The organism is Pseudomonas sp. GL_103 (genome assembly GCF_057835175.1).
In genome coordinates this window covers 5,134,037-5,151,918 of sequence record NZ_CM174420.1, presented here as the reverse complement: position 1 = coordinate 5,151,918, position 17,882 = coordinate 5,134,037, and the positions used below count along the sequence as shown (strand labels likewise).

Annotated in this window: 17 protein-coding genes; 12 read left to right on the top strand and 5 right to left on the bottom strand. The window is 59.9% G+C overall.

Annotated elements, in window-relative coordinates:
• Window positions 1-131: 131 nt before the first annotated feature.
• The gene (locus tag AC3IP0_RS23145; protein WP_489317125.1) at window positions 132-1,364 is read right to left on the bottom strand and encodes a transporter associated domain-containing protein; all 1,233 of its coding nucleotides are present in this window, start codon (window positions 1,362-1,364) and stop codon (window positions 132-134) included.
• Between the two features lie 12 nt (window positions 1,365-1,376).
• Window positions 1,377-2,189 carry a cytochrome C assembly family protein gene (locus AC3IP0_RS23140; RefSeq protein WP_489317124.1) on the bottom strand — a complete coding sequence of 271 codons (813 nt, stop codon included), beginning with the start codon at window positions 2,187-2,189 and terminating at the stop codon, window positions 1,377-1,379.
• A 210-nt stretch (window positions 2,190-2,399) separates the two neighbouring features.
• On the opposite strand from AC3IP0_RS23140, the gene ffh reads away from it, so the two are divergent.
• The 5 genes from ffh to rplS all read left to right on the top strand — a co-directional run bounded on the left by ffh (window position 2,400) and on the right by rplS (window position 5,971).
• Window positions 2,400-3,776 (top strand): signal recognition particle protein, encoded by a 1,377-nt coding sequence (gene ffh / locus AC3IP0_RS23135; protein ID WP_053155091.1) that lies wholly within the window; start codon window positions 2,400-2,402, stop codon window positions 3,774-3,776.
• Between the two features lie 250 nt (window positions 3,777-4,026).
• Window positions 4,027-4,278 carry a 30S ribosomal protein S16 gene (rpsP, locus tag AC3IP0_RS23130; protein WP_108214983.1) on the top strand — a complete coding sequence of 84 codons (252 nt, stop codon included), beginning with the start codon at window positions 4,027-4,029 and terminating at the stop codon, window positions 4,276-4,278.
• Between the two features lie 5 nt (window positions 4,279-4,283).
• The gene (gene rimM / locus AC3IP0_RS23125) at window positions 4,284-4,820 is read left to right on the top strand and encodes a ribosome maturation factor RimM (protein ID WP_489325994.1); all 537 of its coding nucleotides are present in this window, start codon (window positions 4,284-4,286) and stop codon (window positions 4,818-4,820) included.
• Between the two features lie 2 nt (window positions 4,821-4,822).
• Window positions 4,823-5,575: a tRNA (guanosine(37)-N1)-methyltransferase TrmD gene (gene trmD / locus AC3IP0_RS23120; protein WP_007897583.1), complete on the top strand. Its 753-nt coding sequence runs from the start codon at window positions 4,823-4,825 to the stop codon at window positions 5,573-5,575.
• 45 nt (window positions 5,576-5,620) lie between these two features.
• Complete coding sequence (rplS, locus tag AC3IP0_RS23115) at window positions 5,621-5,971, top strand: 50S ribosomal protein L19 (protein WP_003175895.1); 351 nt, start codon at window positions 5,621-5,623, stop codon at window positions 5,969-5,971.
• A gap of 202 nt (window positions 5,972-6,173) precedes the next feature.
• On the opposite strand, the gene AC3IP0_RS23110 is transcribed toward rplS, so the two are convergent.
• A complete protein-coding gene (locus AC3IP0_RS23110) occupies window positions 6,174-7,985 on the bottom strand; it encodes a cation:proton antiporter (RefSeq protein ID WP_489317122.1) in 1,812 nt (603 codons plus the stop codon).
• A gap of 107 nt (window positions 7,986-8,092) precedes the next feature.
• On the opposite strand from AC3IP0_RS23110, the gene xerD reads away from it, so the two are divergent.
• The 6 genes from xerD to AC3IP0_RS23080 all read left to right on the top strand — a co-directional run bounded on the left by xerD (window position 8,093) and on the right by AC3IP0_RS23080 (window position 14,840).
• Window positions 8,093-8,989, top strand: coding sequence for a site-specific tyrosine recombinase XerD (xerD, locus tag AC3IP0_RS23105; RefSeq protein WP_489317121.1), 897 nt, complete (start codon window positions 8,093-8,095; stop codon window positions 8,987-8,989).
• Between the two features lie 280 nt (window positions 8,990-9,269).
• Complete coding sequence (gene dsbC / locus AC3IP0_RS23100; RefSeq protein ID WP_008053501.1) at window positions 9,270-10,001, top strand: bifunctional protein-disulfide isomerase/oxidoreductase DsbC; 732 nt, start codon at window positions 9,270-9,272, stop codon at window positions 9,999-10,001.
• Between the two features lie 134 nt (window positions 10,002-10,135).
• Entirely contained in the window at window positions 10,136-11,440 is a 1,305-nt protein-coding gene (locus AC3IP0_RS23095; protein ID WP_007998527.1) for a homoserine dehydrogenase, read from the top strand.
• Window positions 11,441-11,506: 66 nt separating this feature from the next.
• Entirely contained in the window at window positions 11,507-12,916 is a 1,410-nt protein-coding gene (thrC, locus tag AC3IP0_RS23090; RefSeq protein WP_056726157.1) for a threonine synthase, read from the top strand.
• Between the two features lie 119 nt (window positions 12,917-13,035).
• Window positions 13,036-14,391 (top strand): transporter substrate-binding domain-containing protein, encoded by a 1,356-nt coding sequence (locus AC3IP0_RS23085; protein WP_489317120.1) that lies wholly within the window; start codon window positions 13,036-13,038, stop codon window positions 14,389-14,391.
• A gap of 161 nt (window positions 14,392-14,552) precedes the next feature.
• Window positions 14,553-14,840, top strand: coding sequence for a DUF3509 domain-containing protein (locus AC3IP0_RS23080; RefSeq protein ID WP_046041997.1), 288 nt, complete (start codon window positions 14,553-14,555; stop codon window positions 14,838-14,840).
• Between the two features lie 169 nt (window positions 14,841-15,009).
• On the opposite strand, the gene AC3IP0_RS23075 is transcribed toward AC3IP0_RS23080, so the two are convergent.
• Window positions 15,010-15,978, bottom strand: a complete 969-nt coding sequence (locus AC3IP0_RS23075; protein ID WP_489325992.1) for a TIGR02285 family protein — start codon at window positions 15,976-15,978, stop codon at window positions 15,010-15,012.
• Window positions 15,932-17,131: a CaiB/BaiF CoA transferase family protein gene (locus tag AC3IP0_RS23070; protein ID WP_090457552.1), complete on the bottom strand. Its 1,200-nt coding sequence runs from the start codon at window positions 17,129-17,131 to the stop codon at window positions 15,932-15,934. Before AC3IP0_RS23070 ends, AC3IP0_RS23075 begins: the two co-directional genes overlap by 47 nt.
• 147 nt (window positions 17,132-17,278) lie before the next feature.
• Between AC3IP0_RS23070 and AC3IP0_RS23065 the strand changes: the two genes are divergently transcribed.
• On the top strand, window positions 17,279-17,821 hold the full coding sequence (locus AC3IP0_RS23065) for a YaeQ family protein (RefSeq protein ID WP_007971297.1): 543 nt from the start codon (window positions 17,279-17,281) through the stop codon (window positions 17,819-17,821).
• Window positions 17,822-17,882: the final 61 nt, after the last annotated feature.

The window sequence follows — 17,882 nt, the reverse complement described above, 5'->3', positions numbered from 1 at the left end:
GACGGGCCGGAAGCTGCGAAGTGCGGGGTAAGCACGGGGGCCGGCGAGGCTTGGGTAAGCGCTTCGATTATAGGAAGGTGGCTAACGATCGAACAAGTGGCTTGAGTGGCCACAAAAGATTTGCCCGATTGTTAGATAACGACCGGCATCGAGCTGGTCTGCCAGATCAGCACCCGCGTGACACGGTTGTCCTCGGTCTCGAGAATTTCCAGGCGATACCGGCCGATCTTCAGGCACACCGCGCTTTCGGGAATGGTTTCCAGCGCCTCGGTGACCAGGCCGTTCAGGGTTTTCGGGCCATCGCTGGGCAGGTGCCAGCCGAGGCTCTTGTTCAGCTCGCGAATGGATGCGGCACCGTCGATCACCAGACGTCCGTCGGCTTGCGGATGAATGTGCGGATTGTCCAGGCTCTGCTGGCTTTCGAACTCGCCGACGATTTCTTCGAGAATGTCTTCCAGAGTGACGATGCCCAGCACTTCGCCGTATTCGTCGACCACCATGCCCAGGCGCCGTTGCTGTTTGTGGAAGTTGAGCAGTTGCAGCTGCAACGGCGTACTTTCCGGTACGAAGTACGGCTCGTGACTGGCCGCCAGCAACGCTTCCCTGGTCAGGCTCGCATCGGGCAGCAAGTGAAGGATGTGCCGGGTGTTGAGGACGGCTTCGACCTGGTTGATATCACTGTGGAACACCGGTAGGCGAGTACGCCTGTTGTGGCGCAATTGTTCGATGATTTCTTCGATGGAGTCATCGAGATTGATGCCGTCCACGTCACTGCGCGGTACCAGGATGTCATTGACGGTAATGTTGTCCAGCGCGTGGATGCCTGGCAGCGGGTGAGGGCGGTTTACGGTTTCGGAGGGCACATGCCGCTCCGTCAGCGCTTCGTCCTCACTCTGTTGCACCACTTTGGCTCTACGGGCGAATGGCCGCGTCAGCAACTGACTGATGCTATTGAGCAGCCATGCCGCGGGATAGATGATTTTCAGCGGCACCCGCAGCAGGTTGTTGCCCTGGACCAGGATCGCATCCGGATAGCGTGCGGCGAGGGCGCGTGGCAAGTAGTCGGAAAACACCAGCAACATGGCGCCCGCCCCGAGGCAGGCGACCCACGGGCCGTTCTCGGCCCAGGTGAAAATGGCCAGCAAGGTGCTGATGACCACCACGAGTGCGCGGCACAGGGTGTTGCAAAAAATCAGGCTGGCCAGGGGGAAGCTGAGTTTCGCCACCGGTTTGTCGCTGGAACGCGTTGCGGTGCGCTGGGCCAGCAAATGCTGGTGCGCCGCTTCGATGGCGGTAAACAGCCCCGACCATAAAACCAGCAGGGTCACTACCGCGAGCATCGGCCCTATGGGCAAGTCGTCCATTAATGCCGCCCGTCAGATATGCAGGATGTATTCACGAACCAGCTTGCTGCCGAAATACGCCAGCATCAACAGGCAAAAACCGGCCAGGGTCCAGCGAATGGCTTTGTGCCCGCGCCAGCCAAGGCGATTGCGTCCCCACAGCAGCACGCTGAAAACGACCCAGGCCAGGCAGGCCAGCAGGGTTTTGTGCACCAGATGCTGGGCGAACAGGTTCTCGACGAACAGCCAGCCGGAAATCAGCGACAGCGACAACAGCGTCCAGCCGGCCCAGAGGAAACCGAACAGCAGGCTTTCCATGGTTTGCAGCGGCGGGAAGTTCTTGATCAGCCCGGATGGGTGCTTGTGCTTGAGCTGGTGGTCCTGGATCAGCAGCAGCAAGGACTGGAACACCGCGATGGTGAACATGCCGTAGGCCAGGATCGAAAGCAGGATGTGGGCGAGGATGCCCGGCTCCTCGTCGATGACCTGTACCGTGCCGGCGGGGGCAAAATGCGCCAGCAACACGGTCAGGGCCCCAAGCGGGAGCAGCAGGACCAGCAGGTTCTCCACCGGAATCCGCGAGCAGGCCAGCAGGGTCAGTGCGATGACTGCCACGGCAATCAGGCTGGCGGCACTGAAGAAGTCCAGGGCCAGGCCGGTCGGGGTCAGCAGGTGGGTGAGCAGGCTGACGCTGTGGGCCAATACGGCGAGCACGCCGAGCATGACCAGCAGGCGTTTGTTGACCTTGGCGCCGGACGCCAGGCGAGTGCCCTGGTAAATGGTCGCAGCGGCATACAAGCAGGCGGCGGCGAGGGTAGTTAGCAAGCTGGGTGACAAGGGGAGCATAAATCCTGTTAGGCAAGCCCGAAAGTCGCTGAGTTTGGCATAGAACCCCCACCACACGAAAGACCGCGCAACCCGACAGCGAGGTGTCCGCCGGCCACAGTCTTCGCTATAATCCGCGACCTGCCCACGCCGCAGGCTCGCCGAGCACACGTTTAGTCCGGTCCGGGCCGCCATTATCCCGGTCTACACAGGGCCTGAAAGGATCGCGCAATGTTTGAAAACTTAACCGACCGTCTCTCGCAGACGCTGCGCCATGTCACCGGCAAGGCCAAGCTGACTGAAGACAACATCAAAGACACCCTGCGTGAAGTGCGCATGGCGTTGCTCGAAGCCGACGTCGCCCTGCCGGTGGTCAAGGATTTCGTCAACTCGGTCAAGGAGCGTGCCGTCGGTACCGAGGTGTCGCGCAGCCTGACGCCGGGCCAGGCCTTCGTGAAGATCGTCCAGGCCGAACTCGAAAGCCTGATGGGCGCGGCCAACGAAGATTTGAACCTGAGCGCCGTGCCGCCAGCGGTCATCCTCATGGCCGGTTTGCAGGGCGCTGGTAAAACCACCACCGCCGGCAAGCTCGCGCGCTTCCTTAAAGAGCGCAAGAAGAAGACCGTCATGGTCGTGTCCGCCGACGTTTACCGTCCCGCGGCGATCAAGCAGCTGGAAATGCTCGCCGGTGAAGTCGGCGTTACCTTCTTCCCGTCCGACCTGAGCCAGAAGCCGGTCGAGATCGCGCAAGCGGCTATTAAGGAAGCAAAACTCAAATTCATCGACGTGGTCATCGTCGATACCGCCGGTCGCCTGCACATCGATGAAGAGATGATGGGCGAGATCAAGGCCCTGCACGCCGCGATCAACCCGGTCGAAACCCTGTTCGTGGTCGACGCCATGACCGGCCAGGACGCCGCCAACACGGCCAAGGCCTTCGGCGATGCATTGCCGCTGACCGGTGTGATCCTGACCAAGGTCGACGGCGACGCCCGTGGCGGTGCCGCGCTGTCGGTGCGCGCCATCACCGGCAAGCCGATCAAGTTCATCGGTATGGGCGAGAAGAGCGAAGCGCTCGATCCGTTCCACCCAGAGCGTATCGCCTCGCGCATCCTCGGCATGGGCGACGTGCTCAGCCTGATCGAGCAGGCGGAAGCGACGCTCGACAAGGACAAAGCCGACAAGCTTGCTAAAAAGTTGAAGAAGGGCAAGGGCTTCGACCTCGAAGACTTCCGCGATCAGCTGCAACAGATGAAGAACATGGGCGGCCTCGGCGGGCTCATGGACAAGCTGCCGAACATGGGTGGCGTGAACCTGGCGCAAATGGGCAACGCCCAGGGCGCGGCAGAAAAGCAATTCAAGCAGATGGAAGCCATCATCAACTCCATGACCCCGGCCGAGCGCCGCGACCCTGAGATGATCAGCGGTTCGCGCAAGCGCCGGATCGCCATGGGCTCAGGCACCCAGGTGCAGGACATCGGTCGCTTGATCAAGCAGCACAAGCAGATGCAGAAGATGATGAAGAAGTTCTCCGCGAAAGGCGGAATGGCCAAGATGATGCGCGGCATGGGCGGTATGTTGCCCGGCGGCGGCATGCCCAAGATGTAAAGAATTCGCGCCGGTCGTCGCACCGGCGCTAACCCACACGGACGTGGGATACACAGCAAACCCGCACTTGGCGGGAGCTGATCGGCCGTTTTCAACGACGGCTCTATAGCAAATCTGCATGGCGGCCGATAGACCGCCGGAAAAAGTCATTTGCAAAAGTCCGGATATTCCTTAGAATATGCGGCCTTTCGGGCACCCATGCCCGCTGTGCCTTTAGATTTGCAGCACCGACTACAGGAACGATGTTCACATGCTAACAATCCGTCTTGCCCTTGGCGGCTCCAAAAAGCGCCCGTTTTACCACTTGACCGTAACCGACAGCCGCAACCCGCGCGACGGTTCGCACAAGGAACAGGTTGGCTACTTCAACCCTGTTGCCCGTGGTCAGGAAGTTCGTCTGTCCGTGAACCAAGAGCGCGTAGCCTACTGGCTGAGCGTTGGTGCACAACCTTCTGAGCGCGTTGCTCAGTTGTTGAAGGAAACTGCTAAGGCTGCGGCCTGAGCAATATGAACGCGACGCCTGCCATTGCTGATGATTTGATCGTTATCGGCAAGATTTATTCTGTTCACGGCGTTCGCGGCGAAGTGAAGGTGTACTCCTTTACTGATCCGATTAAAAACCTGCTGGACTACAAGACCTGGACGCTCAAGCGTGAGGGTAATGTAAAGCAGGTAGAGCTGGTCAGCGGACGCGGGAACGACAAGTTCCTGGTCGCAAAGCTCAAAGATCTCGATGATCGCGAAGAAGCTCGTCTTCTGGCCGGTTATGAGATCTGCGTGCCGCGCAACCTGTTCCCTGAACTCACCGACGGCGAGTACTACTGGTACCAGCTGGAAGGTCTCAAGGTCATCGACACCCTCGGACAACTGTTCGGGAAAATCGATCACCTGCTGGAGACCGGCTCGAACGATGTCATGGTGGTCAAGCCTTGCGCTGGCAGCCTGGATGATCGCGAACGCCTGTTGCCCTATACGGAGCAATGCGTGTTGGCCGTCGACCTGGCCGCGGGCGAGATGAAGGTGGATTGGGACGCGGATTTCTAAGCGTGGCTAACTTGCGCGTAGAAGTGATCAGTCTGTTTCCCGAGATGTTTTCCGCCATCAGCGAGTACGGCATCACCAGTCGGGCGGTGAAACAGGGGCTCTTGCAGCTCACCTGTTGGAATCCGCGAGACTACACGACGGATCGACATCACACTGTGGACGATCGCCCGTTTGGCGGTGGTCCGGGCATGGTGATGAAGATCAAGCCCCTGGAAGATGCTCTGGTTCAGGCCAAGGCAGCAGCCGGGGAGGCGGCGAAGGTAATTTACCTGTCCCCCCAAGGCCGTCAACTGACTCAGTCGGCGGTACGCGAGTTGGCGAATCTGGATGCATTGATCCTGATTGCCGGCCGCTATGAAGGCATTGACGAGCGTTTTATTGATGCTCATGTCGATGAAGAGTGGTCGATTGGCGACTATGTACTGTCTGGCGGCGAGCTGCCGGCGATGGTCCTGATCGATGCGGTTACACGACTGCTGCCTGGAGCTTTAGGGCATGCGGACTCCGCCGAGGAAGATTCCTTTACGGATGGTTTGCTGGATTGCCCGCACTACACCCGACCGGAGGTGTATGCGGATCAGCGTGTTCCCGACGTATTGCTAAGTGGCAATCACGCGCACATCCGGCGTTGGCGTTTACAGCAGTCCCTTGGTCGGACCTTTGAACGACGCGCCGATCTTCTGGAAAGCCGCTCGCTTTCTGGAGAAGAGAAGAAGCTGCTCGAGGAATACATCCGCGAGCGGGACGATAGTTAACAACGTATCGATGGTAGATCCGACGATTTACCTTAGGAGCACAGCATGACTAACAAAATCATCCTTGCACTCGAAGCAGAGCAGATGACCAAAGAGATCCCTACCTTTGCCCCGGGCGACACCATTGTCGTTCAGGTGAAAGTGAAGGAAGGCGACCGTTCGCGTCTGCAAGCGTTCGAAGGTGTTGTTATCGCCAAGCGTAACCGCGGCGTAAACAGTGCATTCACCGTTCGTAAAATCTCCAACGGTGTTGGCGTAGAGCGTACTTTCCAGACCTACTCCCCGCAAATCGACAGCATGGCTGTCAAGCGTCGCGGTGACGTACGTAAAGCCAAGCTGTACTACCTGCGTGACCTGTCGGGTAAAGCAGCTCGCATCAAGGAAAAACTGGCTTAAGTCCAGCTTCCGATGCAAAAAAAGCAGCCTGTGGGCTGCTTTTTTGTTGTCTTCGATTTAATGAGTTCTCCGGTTCGCGGCCTGGCGCAAGACCGAGTCGCGGCCATCGCGAGCAGGCTCGCTCCCACAGGTGATCTTCAGTGGATGCAATATCTGTGAGCACCAAAGATCATTGTGGGAGCGAGCTTGCTCGCGATGCGTTTTAGCCGGCGCCAACAGTCTCCGGCTGAATCAACGCCAGCAACGTCCATCCCGCCGCGGGCTTGATCGTGCTTTCCGGTGTCACCACGTGCACCCAACCGCTGTCGTCGCGCACGAACAGCAGGGTCGCACGCTCGCCATGCAGCGCGCGGTAGTCGTCCCAACTGAAACCGTCTGTCAACGTTGTGCTGTACAGCTCTGAGCCCTGGCTCAGCTGGCTGGCGAGTTTGGCGTAGGTCAGCGCTTCGCTGCCCAGTTGATTGCCGCGATGTTCCAGGCTGGTACGGTGCTTGTCGGTGCGGCGGCTTTCCTGGCCGCTGGCCAGGCCGAACATGCGCTGATGGCCCAGTTCATGCCGAAAGCGCATCAGCGCCAGGGTGTTCATCTCGCCGGAGGGGGACAACGCCAGCAAATGCCCGAGGCCGACCAGGTCCAGGTGCGCATCGGCATGTTGCGATGCCGGGTTGCCAAAATAGGTCGGCAAGCCTTCCATCCGCGCTGAGCGAATGTTTTCCCAGCTCGAATCCGTCAGCAATACGCGACTGCCCAATTGTTGCAGGGCCTTGCCCAGCGTGCGCGCAGGTCCGTTGGCGCCGATGATCAGGAAGCCGCTCGGTGCCGGTTCCGCCACCTTCAGCAGGCGAGCCAGCGGTCGTGCCGTCGCGCTTTGCAACACCACCGTGCCGATGATCACCGCAAAGGTGAGCGGCACCAGCAGCAACGCTCCCTGATGACCGGCCTCATGCAGGCGAATAGCGAAGATGGCCGACACCGCCGCTGCCACGATGCCCCTTGGGGCAATCCATGCCAGCAGCGCTCGCTCGCGCCAACCCAGGCTGGAGCCCGCCGTGCTCAGCAGCACATTCAAAGGTCGGGCGATGAACTGAATGACCAGCAGCAAAATCAGCACCAGAGGCCCGAGGCCGATCATGGCGTTCAGGTCCAGCCGTGCCGCCAGCAGAATGAACAGGCCGGAGATCAGCAGCACGCTGAGGTTCTCCTTGAAGTGCAGGATGTGCCGCACGTCCACGCCTTTCATGTTGGCCAGCCACATGCCCATCAAGGTCACGGCCAGCAACCCGGATTCGTTGGTGACTTCGTTGGAGCCAATGAAAATACCCAGGACTGCCGCGAGCGCTGCCAGGTTGTGCAGGTATTCCGGCAGCCACTGGCGGCGAATCAGTGTACCGAGCAACCAGCCACCAAAAACACCGAACAGGCTGCCGCAAAAAATCACGCCACCGAAGGTCAGCAGGCTTTCCTCGAGGCCGTTCCCTTCGGAGCTGGCGATGATGAAGCTATAGACGACCACCGCCAGCAGGGCACCGATGGGGTCGATGGCAATGCCTTCCCAGCGCAGGATGTTGGCAATCGACGCTTTCGGGCGCACGACGCGCAGCATCGGTACGATCACGGTCGGCCCGGTCACCAGGGTCAGGCTGCCGAACAGGATGGCCAGCATCCAGTCGAAATCCAGCAACCAGTGAGTGGCGACAGCAATGACCACCCAGGTGGAGAGGGCGCCAATCGTGACCAGGCGATGGACGACGCTGCCGATTTCGCGCCACTCGGACAGATGCAGGGTCAGGCTGCCTTCAAACAGGATCAGCGCCACTGCCAGGGACACCAGGGGCATCAACAGTGGTCCGAACATCTCCTGCGGGTCGAGCAAGTGCAGCACGGGGCCGGCCAGGATGCCGGTCAGCAGCAGAAAAAGAATCGCCGGCAGTTTCAAGCGCCAGGCCAGCCATTGGCAAAGCAGCGCCGCCGCGCCTATCCCGCCAAATGCCAATAAAATCTGCTGCTCGCTCATTGCTGCTCCCTGTTCCTTGAAATGGCGGCCTATGAAAGACTAGCGGCCGTTTCCGTGTCCAATTTTAATTTTGTGCGCAGTCCCAAGGCTGCGTGATTCGAGTGCCCATGCCTGCCATCGATCACCCGCTGATAGACCAATTCCTCGATGCCTTGTGGCTGGAGAAAGGCCTTTCCGATAACACCCGCGATGCCTATCGCAGTGACCTGGCGCTGTTTAACGGCTGGTTGCAGGACAAAGAGCTGGAGCTGGTCAATGCCGGGCGCGAGTTGATACTCGACCACCTGGCCTGGCGCCTGGAGCAAAACTACAAGCCTCGTTCCACTGCGCGATTTCTCTCGGGTGTGCGTGGCTTTTATCGTTACCTGCTGCGGGAAAAGATGATCTCGGTCGATCCGACATTGCGCGTTGATATGCCGCAACTCGGCAGGCCGCTGCCAAAGTCCTTGTCTGAGGCGGATGTGGAAGCCTTGCTGAAGGCGCCTGATTTGAGCGAGGCCATCGGCCAGCGCGACCGGGCGATGCTTGAAGTGCTGTATGCCTGCGGCTTGCGGGTGACCGAGCTGATCAGCCTCACCCTGGAACAAGTCAATTTGCGTCAAGGCGTGTTGCGAGTGATGGGCAAGGGCAGCAAGGAGCGGCTGGTGCCGATGGGCGAGGAGGCGATTGTCTGGGTCGAGCGCTACATGCGTGATGCCCGCAGCGAACTGCTTGGCGGGCGTCCCAGCGATGTGTTGTTCCCGAGTCTGCGTGGCGAGCAGATGACCCGCCAGACCTTCTGGCACCGGATCAAGCACCAGGCCAAGGTGGCGGGGATCGGCAAGTCGCTGTCGCCACACACCTTGCGCCATGCCTTCGCCACGCACCTGCTCAACCACGGCGCAGACCTGCGGGTGGTGCAGATGCTGCTGGGGCACAGCGATTTGTCGACGACGCAGATCTACACCCATGTTGCCCGGGCACGGTTGCAGGATTTGCATGCTAAGCATCATCCACGCGGGTGAACTTCCCGAGATCCGCTTTTCTGTGGGAGCGGGCTTGCCCGCGAAGAGGCCGGCACATACAACATTGATGTCGCCTGACACGACGCTTTCGTCGGAACGCCGCCCGGGGCAAGCTCGCTCCCACAGGGGATTGTGTCGCCACAAATGTCTTGCATCAGGTGCATTCGGCCCTGCGGACCTTATGTGATAGGCTGGGCCGGTTTGCACGATGGGCGGTTATGACCCGGTGTTTCGGCACGGGCGTTCTGATCGTCCCATTTGTCCGCCTTCAGGAGTTCTCATGCGTCTGACCCAGATTTTCGCCGCCGCAGCCATTGCGTTGGTCAGCACCTTTGCCGTCGCCGATGACGCGGCCGACAAAGCCATTCGTAAAAGCCTGGAAAACCTCCAGCTCGAAGTGCCGGTAGAGACCATCACCGCCAGCCCGTTGCCAGGCCTGTACGAAGTCAAGCTCAAGGGCAGCCGTGTGCTGTACGCCAGCGCCGACGGCCAGTACGTGGTTCAGGGCTACCTGTTCGATCTCAAGGACGGCAAGCCGGTCAACCTGACCGAGAAGACCGAGCGTCTGGGCATCTCCAAGCTGATCAACGCCATCCCGGTTGCCGAAACCGTTGTCTACCCGGCCATTGGCGAAACCAAGTCGCACATCACCGTATTCACCGACACCACCTGCCCGTACTGCCACAAGCTGCACGCCGAAGTGCCGGAGCTGAACAAGCGCGGCATCGAAGTGCGTTACGTCGCGTTCCCGCGCCAGGGCCTGGGTTCGCCGGGTGACGAGCAACTGCAAGCGGTGTGGTGCTCGAAAGACAAGAAAGCGGCCATGGACAAAATGGTCGACGGCAAGGAAATCAAGGCCGCCAAGTGCGATAACCCGGTTTCCAAACAGTTCGCACTCGGTCAGTCGATCGGCGTGAACGGCACACCGGCCATCGTTTTGGCCGACGGTCAGGTCATTCCGGGCTACCAGCCTGCGCCACAAGTCGCCAAACTGGCGCTGGGCGCGAAGTAAATTCGCATCGTCACGGTCAGCCATTGACGATCATGGTCCGGTAGCGACATTCGCCGGGCCATCAATAGAGAACCGCGAGCATGCGGTTGTTTTCACGGCCGGCCTCGAGTCGGCCGTTTTATGGGGAGTTCACAGTGAAACCGGTCAAAGTAGGCATCTGTGGGTTAGGAACCGTCGGTGGCGGTACCTTCAACGTACTTCAGCGCAACGCCGAGGAAATTGCTCGTCGTGCCGGGCGTGGGATCGAAGTGGCACAAATTGCCATGCGCACGCCAAAGCCTCAGTTCCAAACGACCGGTATTGCGATTACCAACGATGTCTTCGAAGTGGCCACGAACCCTGAGATCGACATCGTTATAGAGCTGATGGGCGGCTACACCGTTGCCCGCGAGCTGGTACTCAAGGCCATCGAGAATGGCAAGCATGTGGTCACCGCGAACAAGGCGCTTATCGCCGTTCACGGTAATGAAATTTTCGCCAAGGCCCGCGAGAAGGGCGTGATCGTTGCGTTCGAAGCGGCGGTGGCCGGTGGCATCCCGGTGATCAAGGCGATCCGCGAAGGCCTGTCCGCCAACCGCATCAACTGGGTAGCCGGCATCATCAACGGCACCGGCAACTTCATCCTGACGGAAATGCGCGAGAAGGGTCGCACCTTCGAAGACGTATTGGCCGAAGCCCAGGCACTGGGTTACGCCGAAGCCGATCCGACCTTCGACGTCGAGGGTATCGACGCGGCTCACAAGCTGACGATCCTGGCGTCCATCGCGTTCGGTATTCCGTTGCAGTTCGACAAGGCTTACACCGAAGGCATCACCAAGCTGACCACCGCCGACGTGAACTACGCCGAAGCGCTGGGCTACCGCATCAAGCACCTGGGCGTGGCGCGCAGCACCGCGGCCGGTATTGAACTGCGCGTGCATCCGACGCTGATCCCGGCCGATCGCCTGATCGCCAACGTCAACGGCGTGATGAACGCGGTGATGGTCAACGGCGATGCTGCCGGTTCGACCCTGTTCTACGGCGCTGGCGCCGGCATGGAGCCGACCGCTTCGTCGGTGATCGCCGATTTGGTGGACGTGGTTCGCGCCATGACTTCCGACCCGGAGAACCGCGTGCCGCACCTGGCGTTCCAGCCGGATTCGCTGTCGGCGCACCCGATCCTGCCGATCGAAGCCTGCGAAAGCGCCTACTACCTGCGTATTCAGGCCAAGGACCATCCGGGCGTGTTGGCTCAGGTCGCGAGCATCCTTTCGGAGCGCGGCATCAACATCGAGTCGATCATGCAGAAGGAAGCCGAGGAGCACGACGGCCTGGTGCCGATGATCCTGCTGACCCACCGCGTGCTGGAACAGCATATCAACGATGCCATTGCTGCTTTGGAAGCCTTGGCGGGTGTGGTCGGTCCGGTCGTACGGATCCGTGTCGAGCACCTGAACTAAGTCGATATCGTTGACCGGGCCCGCTTGCGGGTCCGGCACTACGAACACTGTCCATTGGAGTCAGTCATGCGTTACATCAGTACCCGCGGCCAGGCACCGGCCCTGAATTTCGAAGACGTCCTGCTGGCAGGCCTTGCCACCGACGGCGGTCTGTACGTCCCGGAAAACCTGCCACGTTTCACCCAGGAAGAAATCGCTTCGTGGGCAGGCCTGCCGTATCACGAGCTGGCTTTCCGCGTCATGCGCCCGTTCGTCACCGGCAGCATTCCCGATGCCGATTTCAAGAAGATTCTTGAAGAAACCTACGGCGTGTTCGCCCACAGCGCCGTTGCGCCGCTGCGTCAGCTGAACGGCAATGAATGGGTGCTGGAGCTGTTCCACGGCCCGACCCTGGCGTTCAAGGACTTCGCCCTGCAACTGCTCGGTCGTTTGCTCGACTACGTGCTGGAAAAGCGCGGCGAGCGCGTGGTGATCGTCGGTGCCACCTCCGGTGATACCGGTTCGGCTGCCATCGAAGGCTGCAAGCACTGCGAAAACGTCGACATCTTCATCCTGCACCCGCACAACCGGGTGTCCGAAGTGCAGCGTCGGCAGATGACCACCATCTTCGGTGAGAACATCCACAACATCGCCATCGAAGGCAACTTCGATGACTGCCAGGAAATGGTCAAGGCGAGCTTCGCCGACCAGGGCTTCCTCAAGGGCACTCGCCTGGTGGCGGTGAACTCGATCAACTGGGCGCGGATCATGGCCCAGATCGTTTACTACTTCCACGCAGCTCTGCAACTGGGCGGCCCGGCGCGTTCGGTGTCGTTCTCGGTGCCGACCGGCAACTTCGGCGACATTTTCGCCGGTTACCTGGCGCGCAACATGGGCCTGCCGATCAACCAGTTGATCGTCGCCACCAACCGCAACGACATCCTGCACCGCTTCATGAGCGGCAACCAGTACGTCAAGGAAACCCTGCACGCCACGCTGTCGCCGTCCATGGACATCATGGTGTCGTCGAACTTCGAACGCCTGCTGTTCGACCTGCATGGTCGCAACGGCGCGGCCATCGCCGGGCTGATGGATTCGTTCAAGCAGGGCGGCGGTTTCAGCGTCGAGCAAGAGCGCTGGACCGAAGCCCGCAAGTTGTTCGACTCGCTGGCCGTGGATGATGCGCAAACCTGCGAAACCATCGCCGAAGTCTACGAGCAGACTGGCGAAGTGCTGGATCCACACACGGCCATCGGCGTGAAAGCTGCCCGGGAATGCCGCCGTAGCCTGGACATTCCAATGGTGATCCTGGGCACCGCCCACCCGGTAAAATTCCCGGACGCCGTGGAAAAAGCCGGTGTAGGAAAAGCTCTCGAACTGCCGGTACATCTTTCTGATTTGTTTGAGCGAGACGAACGTTGCACCGTATTGCCAAATGACCTGAAGGCCGTGCAGGCCTTTGTCAGTAAGCATGGCAACCGCGGCAAGCCGCTGTAACCGGTCAGCACAGTTACATTTTGAAGCCCGTCTCCTGACGGGCTTTTTCATTTCTGCATGCACACTTGTCGTGTTATCGCCGCGAAGGGACAGGCGAATGGATCACCAAGGACGTGGGAATGCTGTTTACAAGTGTGTTCAAGCCAGTCGCGCGCTGGCTGTTTTTGTTTGGCGTGCTGGGAATCGCCGAATGGGGAGGGGCGAGCCCTGCATCGATTCAGGAGCGTGGGAAGACTGTCGCACGTTCAACGGTTGTGCTGGATGACCGGGAGCTGCAGTGGATGGCCAGCCATCCACGGGTCGTGGTCACGGCACTGGAATACCCGTTGTACCTGTTCAAGGATGAACATGGCCGATGGACGGGCTTGAACAGTGACCTGCTCAAGCGCATCAGTGAAATGACGGGATTGCAGTTCGTTTACCAAGAGTCTTTTTCCACCGATCAGATGCTGGCCCATCTGGAAAGCGGCGCTGCGGATTTGAGTACGACCCTGGCGATGAATGACGAACGCAAGGCGTTTCTCGATTTCAGCCATGCGTTCGGCGGTGCAGGATGGGTCTTTGTCGGGCGGGCCGGGGCACCGCCGGTGCAGTCGCTGGAGGATATGGCGAAGCGGGTACTGGTGCTGCCGACCCGGCATGCACTGGAAGCGATGATCCGTCGCAATTATCCGGCAATCGAGTTGCGTTCGGTTAAAACCTACGCCGAAGCCCGTGCCTGGGTGGAAAGCGGCGAAGCCTACGCCACCATCGAAAGCGAAATCGGTGCCCAGCTTATTCCGTCGGGCCGGCTACAGATCGGCGCCGTGGTACCGGGCAAATGGGATGCGGATTATCTGGCGGTGCGCAAAGGCCAGCCGCAGCTGCTGAGTATCCTCAACAAGGCGCTTGAGGCGTTTCCTGAACAGGAGTTGCGCGACCTTCGCCGGAAGTGGTTCGGCGGCGCAACCGTGCCACAGGTGTCTGGCCTCTGGCAGCGGATTGACCAGTGGGTTTGCTGGGGCGTGTTGGTGGTCAGCCTGTTCGGTCTGTTGTCCTTGCTCTGGAATCGGCGGTTGGCGGTGGTGGTCAGGCAACGGGTCGAGGCCCAAAGCAGTCTGCGCGATCAGCTCGCCTTCCAGCATGCCCTGATGGATGCCATGCCTGACCCGATGTTTGTCCGTGATCTGCAAGGGCGCTTGATCATGTGCAACAAAAGTTATGAGGACGCCTTGTCGACGCGTTTTGACCGAATGCAGGGGCGGCAGTTGATCGAGATCGATGCCATGCCCAGACAAACCGCGGAACTGCTGCATGCCGAGTACATGGCGCAATTGAGTACACGAAGGACGCGCTTTTTCGAGCGTCAATTGATGTTCAAGGACGGTGTCAGGGATATCTACCAGTGGACAGTGCCGTTCTACACGGCTGATGGCCAGCTACGGGGATTGTTGGGAGGCTGGGCCGACATCGCCCGGCGCACCCGACAGACGTGATGGTGGCGTTTTTTCTCTGTCATGTTCGCCGTGCATGCTCACTTGACTGGGTTGCAGGTTCGCCTGCGGTCAGTATCCAGAACTTTCTTCTCGGGCCAGCGGTCATTTGTTGTAGGCCTGCCCCAGGCACGTTGTTTTCGGACTATTGAGTGGTGATCGGGATGGAAAGTATCAGTCTGTTACTCGGTGAGGCGCTGAGCCCGTATCAGGTTACGTTGACCCCGTCAGGCATTCGTGGCGAATGCCGGGTGACCCTGAAGAATGCTATCGGCGCGACCGTGGTCGAGCGCGAGTTCAATCAGGCCCAGTTGAATGACAAACGCCTGCTGACGGATGTGGTCGACGGTTTGCATCGCGACGTGCTGATCGCTGAAGGACGCCTTGAACCTTGTGTCATTGCGGCATTGCGTAATGCGGCGCAGGACAAGCTGCTGGCCAGCCGCAATTGAACGGTTTTTTGTGGGAACCTTCCTGCGCCCAGGTCAGTCAGACTTTGTAACAGCAGGATCAAGCATTGTGCTCCGGTGCTTGTAGCTTGCTGCTACTGGTCTCCAAACAGACCACGTTTAACCCCGAGTCGTCTCCCCACTTCTCGGGGTTTCTTTTGCCCGGGATTTGTCAGGGTTGCGCCAGGTTGTCGAAAAACGCCTTGGTGTCTTTCAGGTAATCGCTGCGACTCTCCGGATCCAGCCAGGCGGCGTAGGCCTCGTCAAGGCGTTCACGGGGAAGGGTGCGCAGCACCTGGTTGATCTCGACAATGGCCTGACGGCCCTTTGGCGTGTCGGTGCAACCGATGTAGCCGGACAGGTATTTGCCCGTGCCACGGATCGGATAGAACTGCAGTTCATCCTCGGCGATGCCTTGTAGTGAGGCCTGGTAGCGAATTTCCGGGCGATAACCCAACAGCAGGCGCAAGCGTCCCAGGCGCTGCATCTGCAGCAGGCTGCCCAAGGCGTCGTTGCCGTAATGAGCGGTCAGCGCGTCGGCCGGCGCTTGCTTGAGCAGCCCATCGAGGTACTCGCCGTAATTGCGCTCGGCAATGATCCCCAGCTTTTCGCGGCCGCTGTCGAGCAGCTCTGCCAGGTCCACTTCGCCGTCCTTGATAAAGGGGACCAGCACTTTCTGGTCAACGCGCCGCACGGCCAGGCCATTGCTCATGGCGCGGAAGACCGGGATGGAAAAGGCGATCCACTGTTCCCGTTCCTTGCTCCAGTTCAGCGCCGCGTCGCAGACGAGGGACGGTTCGTGGAGCATTTGCAGTCCGCGCGCGCGATTGACCCTCATCACGTTGTGCTGGTATTGCGGCATGCCGGCAATCAACAGTGGAAGCAGTTGATCGATCACGCCCTGGCCCTTTTTCGGCCCGTCGAAGATCGTCAGTGGCGGCAGGTCGCGCTTGAGCCAGATCAGGGTTTCCCTGGTTTGCGCCAGGGCTGAGGAGACCGGTTCAAGGAGCAGGAACAAGGTCGCCAGCACGCACAGTAGCCACCCGCCGCGCGACGAGCAGTGTCTAGTGGCCCATGCAGGCAGGTGCCTCCGTTCAGATGGCTCCGTCTTTGCGCAACTGTGCGATCTGCGTCGCGTCATAGCCAAGTTCCTGGAGTACCTGTGCGTTGTGCTCACCCAGTTGCGGCCCGACCCATTCACATTCCCCGGGTGTCTCTGAGAGTTTCGGCACAATGCCCGGCATCTTGAAGTCCTTGCCATCAGGCAGCTTGGCTTGCAGAAACATTTCCCGCGCCAGGTACTGTGGGTCATTGAACATGTCTTCGGCGCTGAAGATCCGGCTGGCCGGCACTTCGGCCTGATTGAGCTGCGCCAGCACCCTGTCCAGCGGCAACGAGTTGACCCAGCGATCGATGACGCCATAAATCTCGTCGCGTCGGGCATCGCGGCCATCGTTGCTGGCAAGCTGGGGGTCGTTTGCCAGGTCTTCCCGGCCAATGATCAGCATGAAGCGTTTGAAAATCGCGTCGCCATTGGCGCCGATCTGCACGTGCTTGCCATCGGCGCTGGTGTGGATCGAGGACGGAGTGATGCCCGGCATGATATTGCCCGTGCGTTCGCGGATGAAGCCGAACACGTCGAACTCCGGGACCATGCTTTCCATCATCGCGAAGATGGCTTCGTACAGCGCCACGTCCACCACTTGCCCCTGACCGCCGTTGACTTCGCGATGACGCAGGGCCATCAACGCGCCAATCACGCCCCAGAGCGCGGCAATCGAGTCGCCGATGGAAATGCCGGTGCGCACCGGTGGCCGGTCTTCGAAGCCGGTGATGTAGCGCAGGCCCCCCATGGACTCACCGACCGCGCCAAAGCCGGGCTGGTCTTTCATCGGGCCGGTCTGGCCGAAACCCGACAGCCGCACCATGACCAGTTTCGGGTTCAGGGCGTGCAGGACGTCCCAGCCCAGGCCGAGTTTTTCCAGGACGCCGGGACGAAAGTTTTCGATCAGGATGTCTGCCTCACCCAGCAGCTGTTTCAGGATCGCCTGGCCGTCTGGGTGCTTGAGATTGAGGGTCAGGGACTTTTTGTTGCGGGCCTGGACGAACCACCACAACGAAGTGCCTTCATACAACTTGCGCCATTTGCGCAATGGATCACCGCCGTCCGGAGATTCGATCTTGATCACGTCGGCACCGAATTCCGCGCAAATGCGCGAGGCAAACGGGCCGGCAATCAAGGTGCCCAATTCGATGACTTTCAGACCGGAAAGCGGTTTGGCGGTGAACGGCATGCTGGATCCTGTGGGGCAAAGGTTGGGCGGATACAGCGTTTTAACATAGCCGACTGTCAGACGCTCCAGCTTGATTGTGTTCAATTCGTGGATTGCCCGTCGCATCGGTTAGACTTGCCGCCTTTCCTCGTATCAAGAAGCCCGTTCATGGCCCAGCCGTCCACGACCTACAAGTTTGAACTGAACCTCACCGACCTCGACCGCAGCGTCTATGAGAGCGTGAAGCAGACCATCGCCCGTCACCCTTCGGAAACCGAAGAGCGCATGACCGTGCGCCTGCTGGCCTACGCCCTCTGGTACAACGAGCAGCTGTCCTTTGGCCGTGGTCTGTCGGAAGTGGATGAACCTGCCTTGTGGGAAAAAAGCCTGGATGACCGCGTCCTGCACTGGATCGAAGTCGGCCAGCCGGATGCCGAGCGCCTGACCTGGTGCTCGCGCCGCACTGAACGTACCAGTCTGTTGGCCTATGGCAGCCTGCGCGTGTGGGAAGGCAAAGTGGTGCCGGCGGTGAAAAACCTGAAGAACGTCAACATTGCTGCCGTGCCTCAGGAAGTCCTGGAAACCCTGGCCAAGGACATGCCCCGCGTTATCAAGTGGGACGTGATGATCAGCGAAGGGACGATCTTCGTCACCGACGACCGTGGTCAGCACGAAGTCCAGTTGCAGTGGCTGGCCGGTGAGCGCGGCTGATTTTTCGCCGCTGCCCCGCGTCACCCGGTTTTATCCTACGTATTGAAGAGAAGCATCTTTC

Coding starts and splice junctions, on each gene's coding strand:
- AC3IP0_RS23145 (WP_489317125.1), bottom strand. CDS start 1,364: ATGGACGACTTGCCCATAGGGCCGATGCTCGCGGTAGTGACCCTGCTG.
- rpsP (WP_108214983.1), top strand. CDS start 4,027: ATGCTAACAATCCGTCTTGCCCTTGGCGGCTCCAAAAAGCGCCCGTTT.
- AC3IP0_RS23065 (WP_007971297.1), top strand. CDS start 17,279: ATGGCCCAGCCGTCCACGACCTACAAGTTTGAACTGAACCTCACCGAC.
- dsbC (WP_008053501.1), top strand. CDS start 9,270: ATGCGTCTGACCCAGATTTTCGCCGCCGCAGCCATTGCGTTGGTCAGC.
- AC3IP0_RS23140 (WP_489317124.1), bottom strand. CDS start 2,189: ATGCTCCCCTTGTCACCCAGCTTGCTAACTACCCTCGCCGCCGCCTGC.
- AC3IP0_RS23080 (WP_046041997.1), top strand. CDS start 14,553: ATGGAAAGTATCAGTCTGTTACTCGGTGAGGCGCTGAGCCCGTATCAG.
- xerD (WP_489317121.1), top strand. CDS start 8,093: ATGCCTGCCATCGATCACCCGCTGATAGACCAATTCCTCGATGCCTTG.
- AC3IP0_RS23075 (WP_489325992.1), bottom strand. CDS start 15,978: ATGACGCGACGCAGATCGCACAGTTGCGCAAAGACGGAGCCATCTGAA.
- AC3IP0_RS23110 (WP_489317122.1), bottom strand. CDS start 7,985: ATGAGCGAGCAGCAGATTTTATTGGCATTTGGCGGGATAGGCGCGGCG.
- AC3IP0_RS23085 (WP_489317120.1), top strand. CDS start 13,036: ATGCTGTTTACAAGTGTGTTCAAGCCAGTCGCGCGCTGGCTGTTTTTG.
- AC3IP0_RS23070 (WP_090457552.1), bottom strand. CDS start 17,131: ATGCCGTTCACCGCCAAACCGCTTTCCGGTCTGAAAGTCATCGAATTG.
- thrC (WP_056726157.1), top strand. CDS start 11,507: ATGCGTTACATCAGTACCCGCGGCCAGGCACCGGCCCTGAATTTCGAA.
- rplS (WP_003175895.1), top strand. CDS start 5,621: ATGACTAACAAAATCATCCTTGCACTCGAAGCAGAGCAGATGACCAAA.
- ffh (WP_053155091.1), top strand. CDS start 2,400: ATGTTTGAAAACTTAACCGACCGTCTCTCGCAGACGCTGCGCCATGTC.
- rimM (WP_489325994.1), top strand. CDS start 4,284: ATGAACGCGACGCCTGCCATTGCTGATGATTTGATCGTTATCGGCAAG.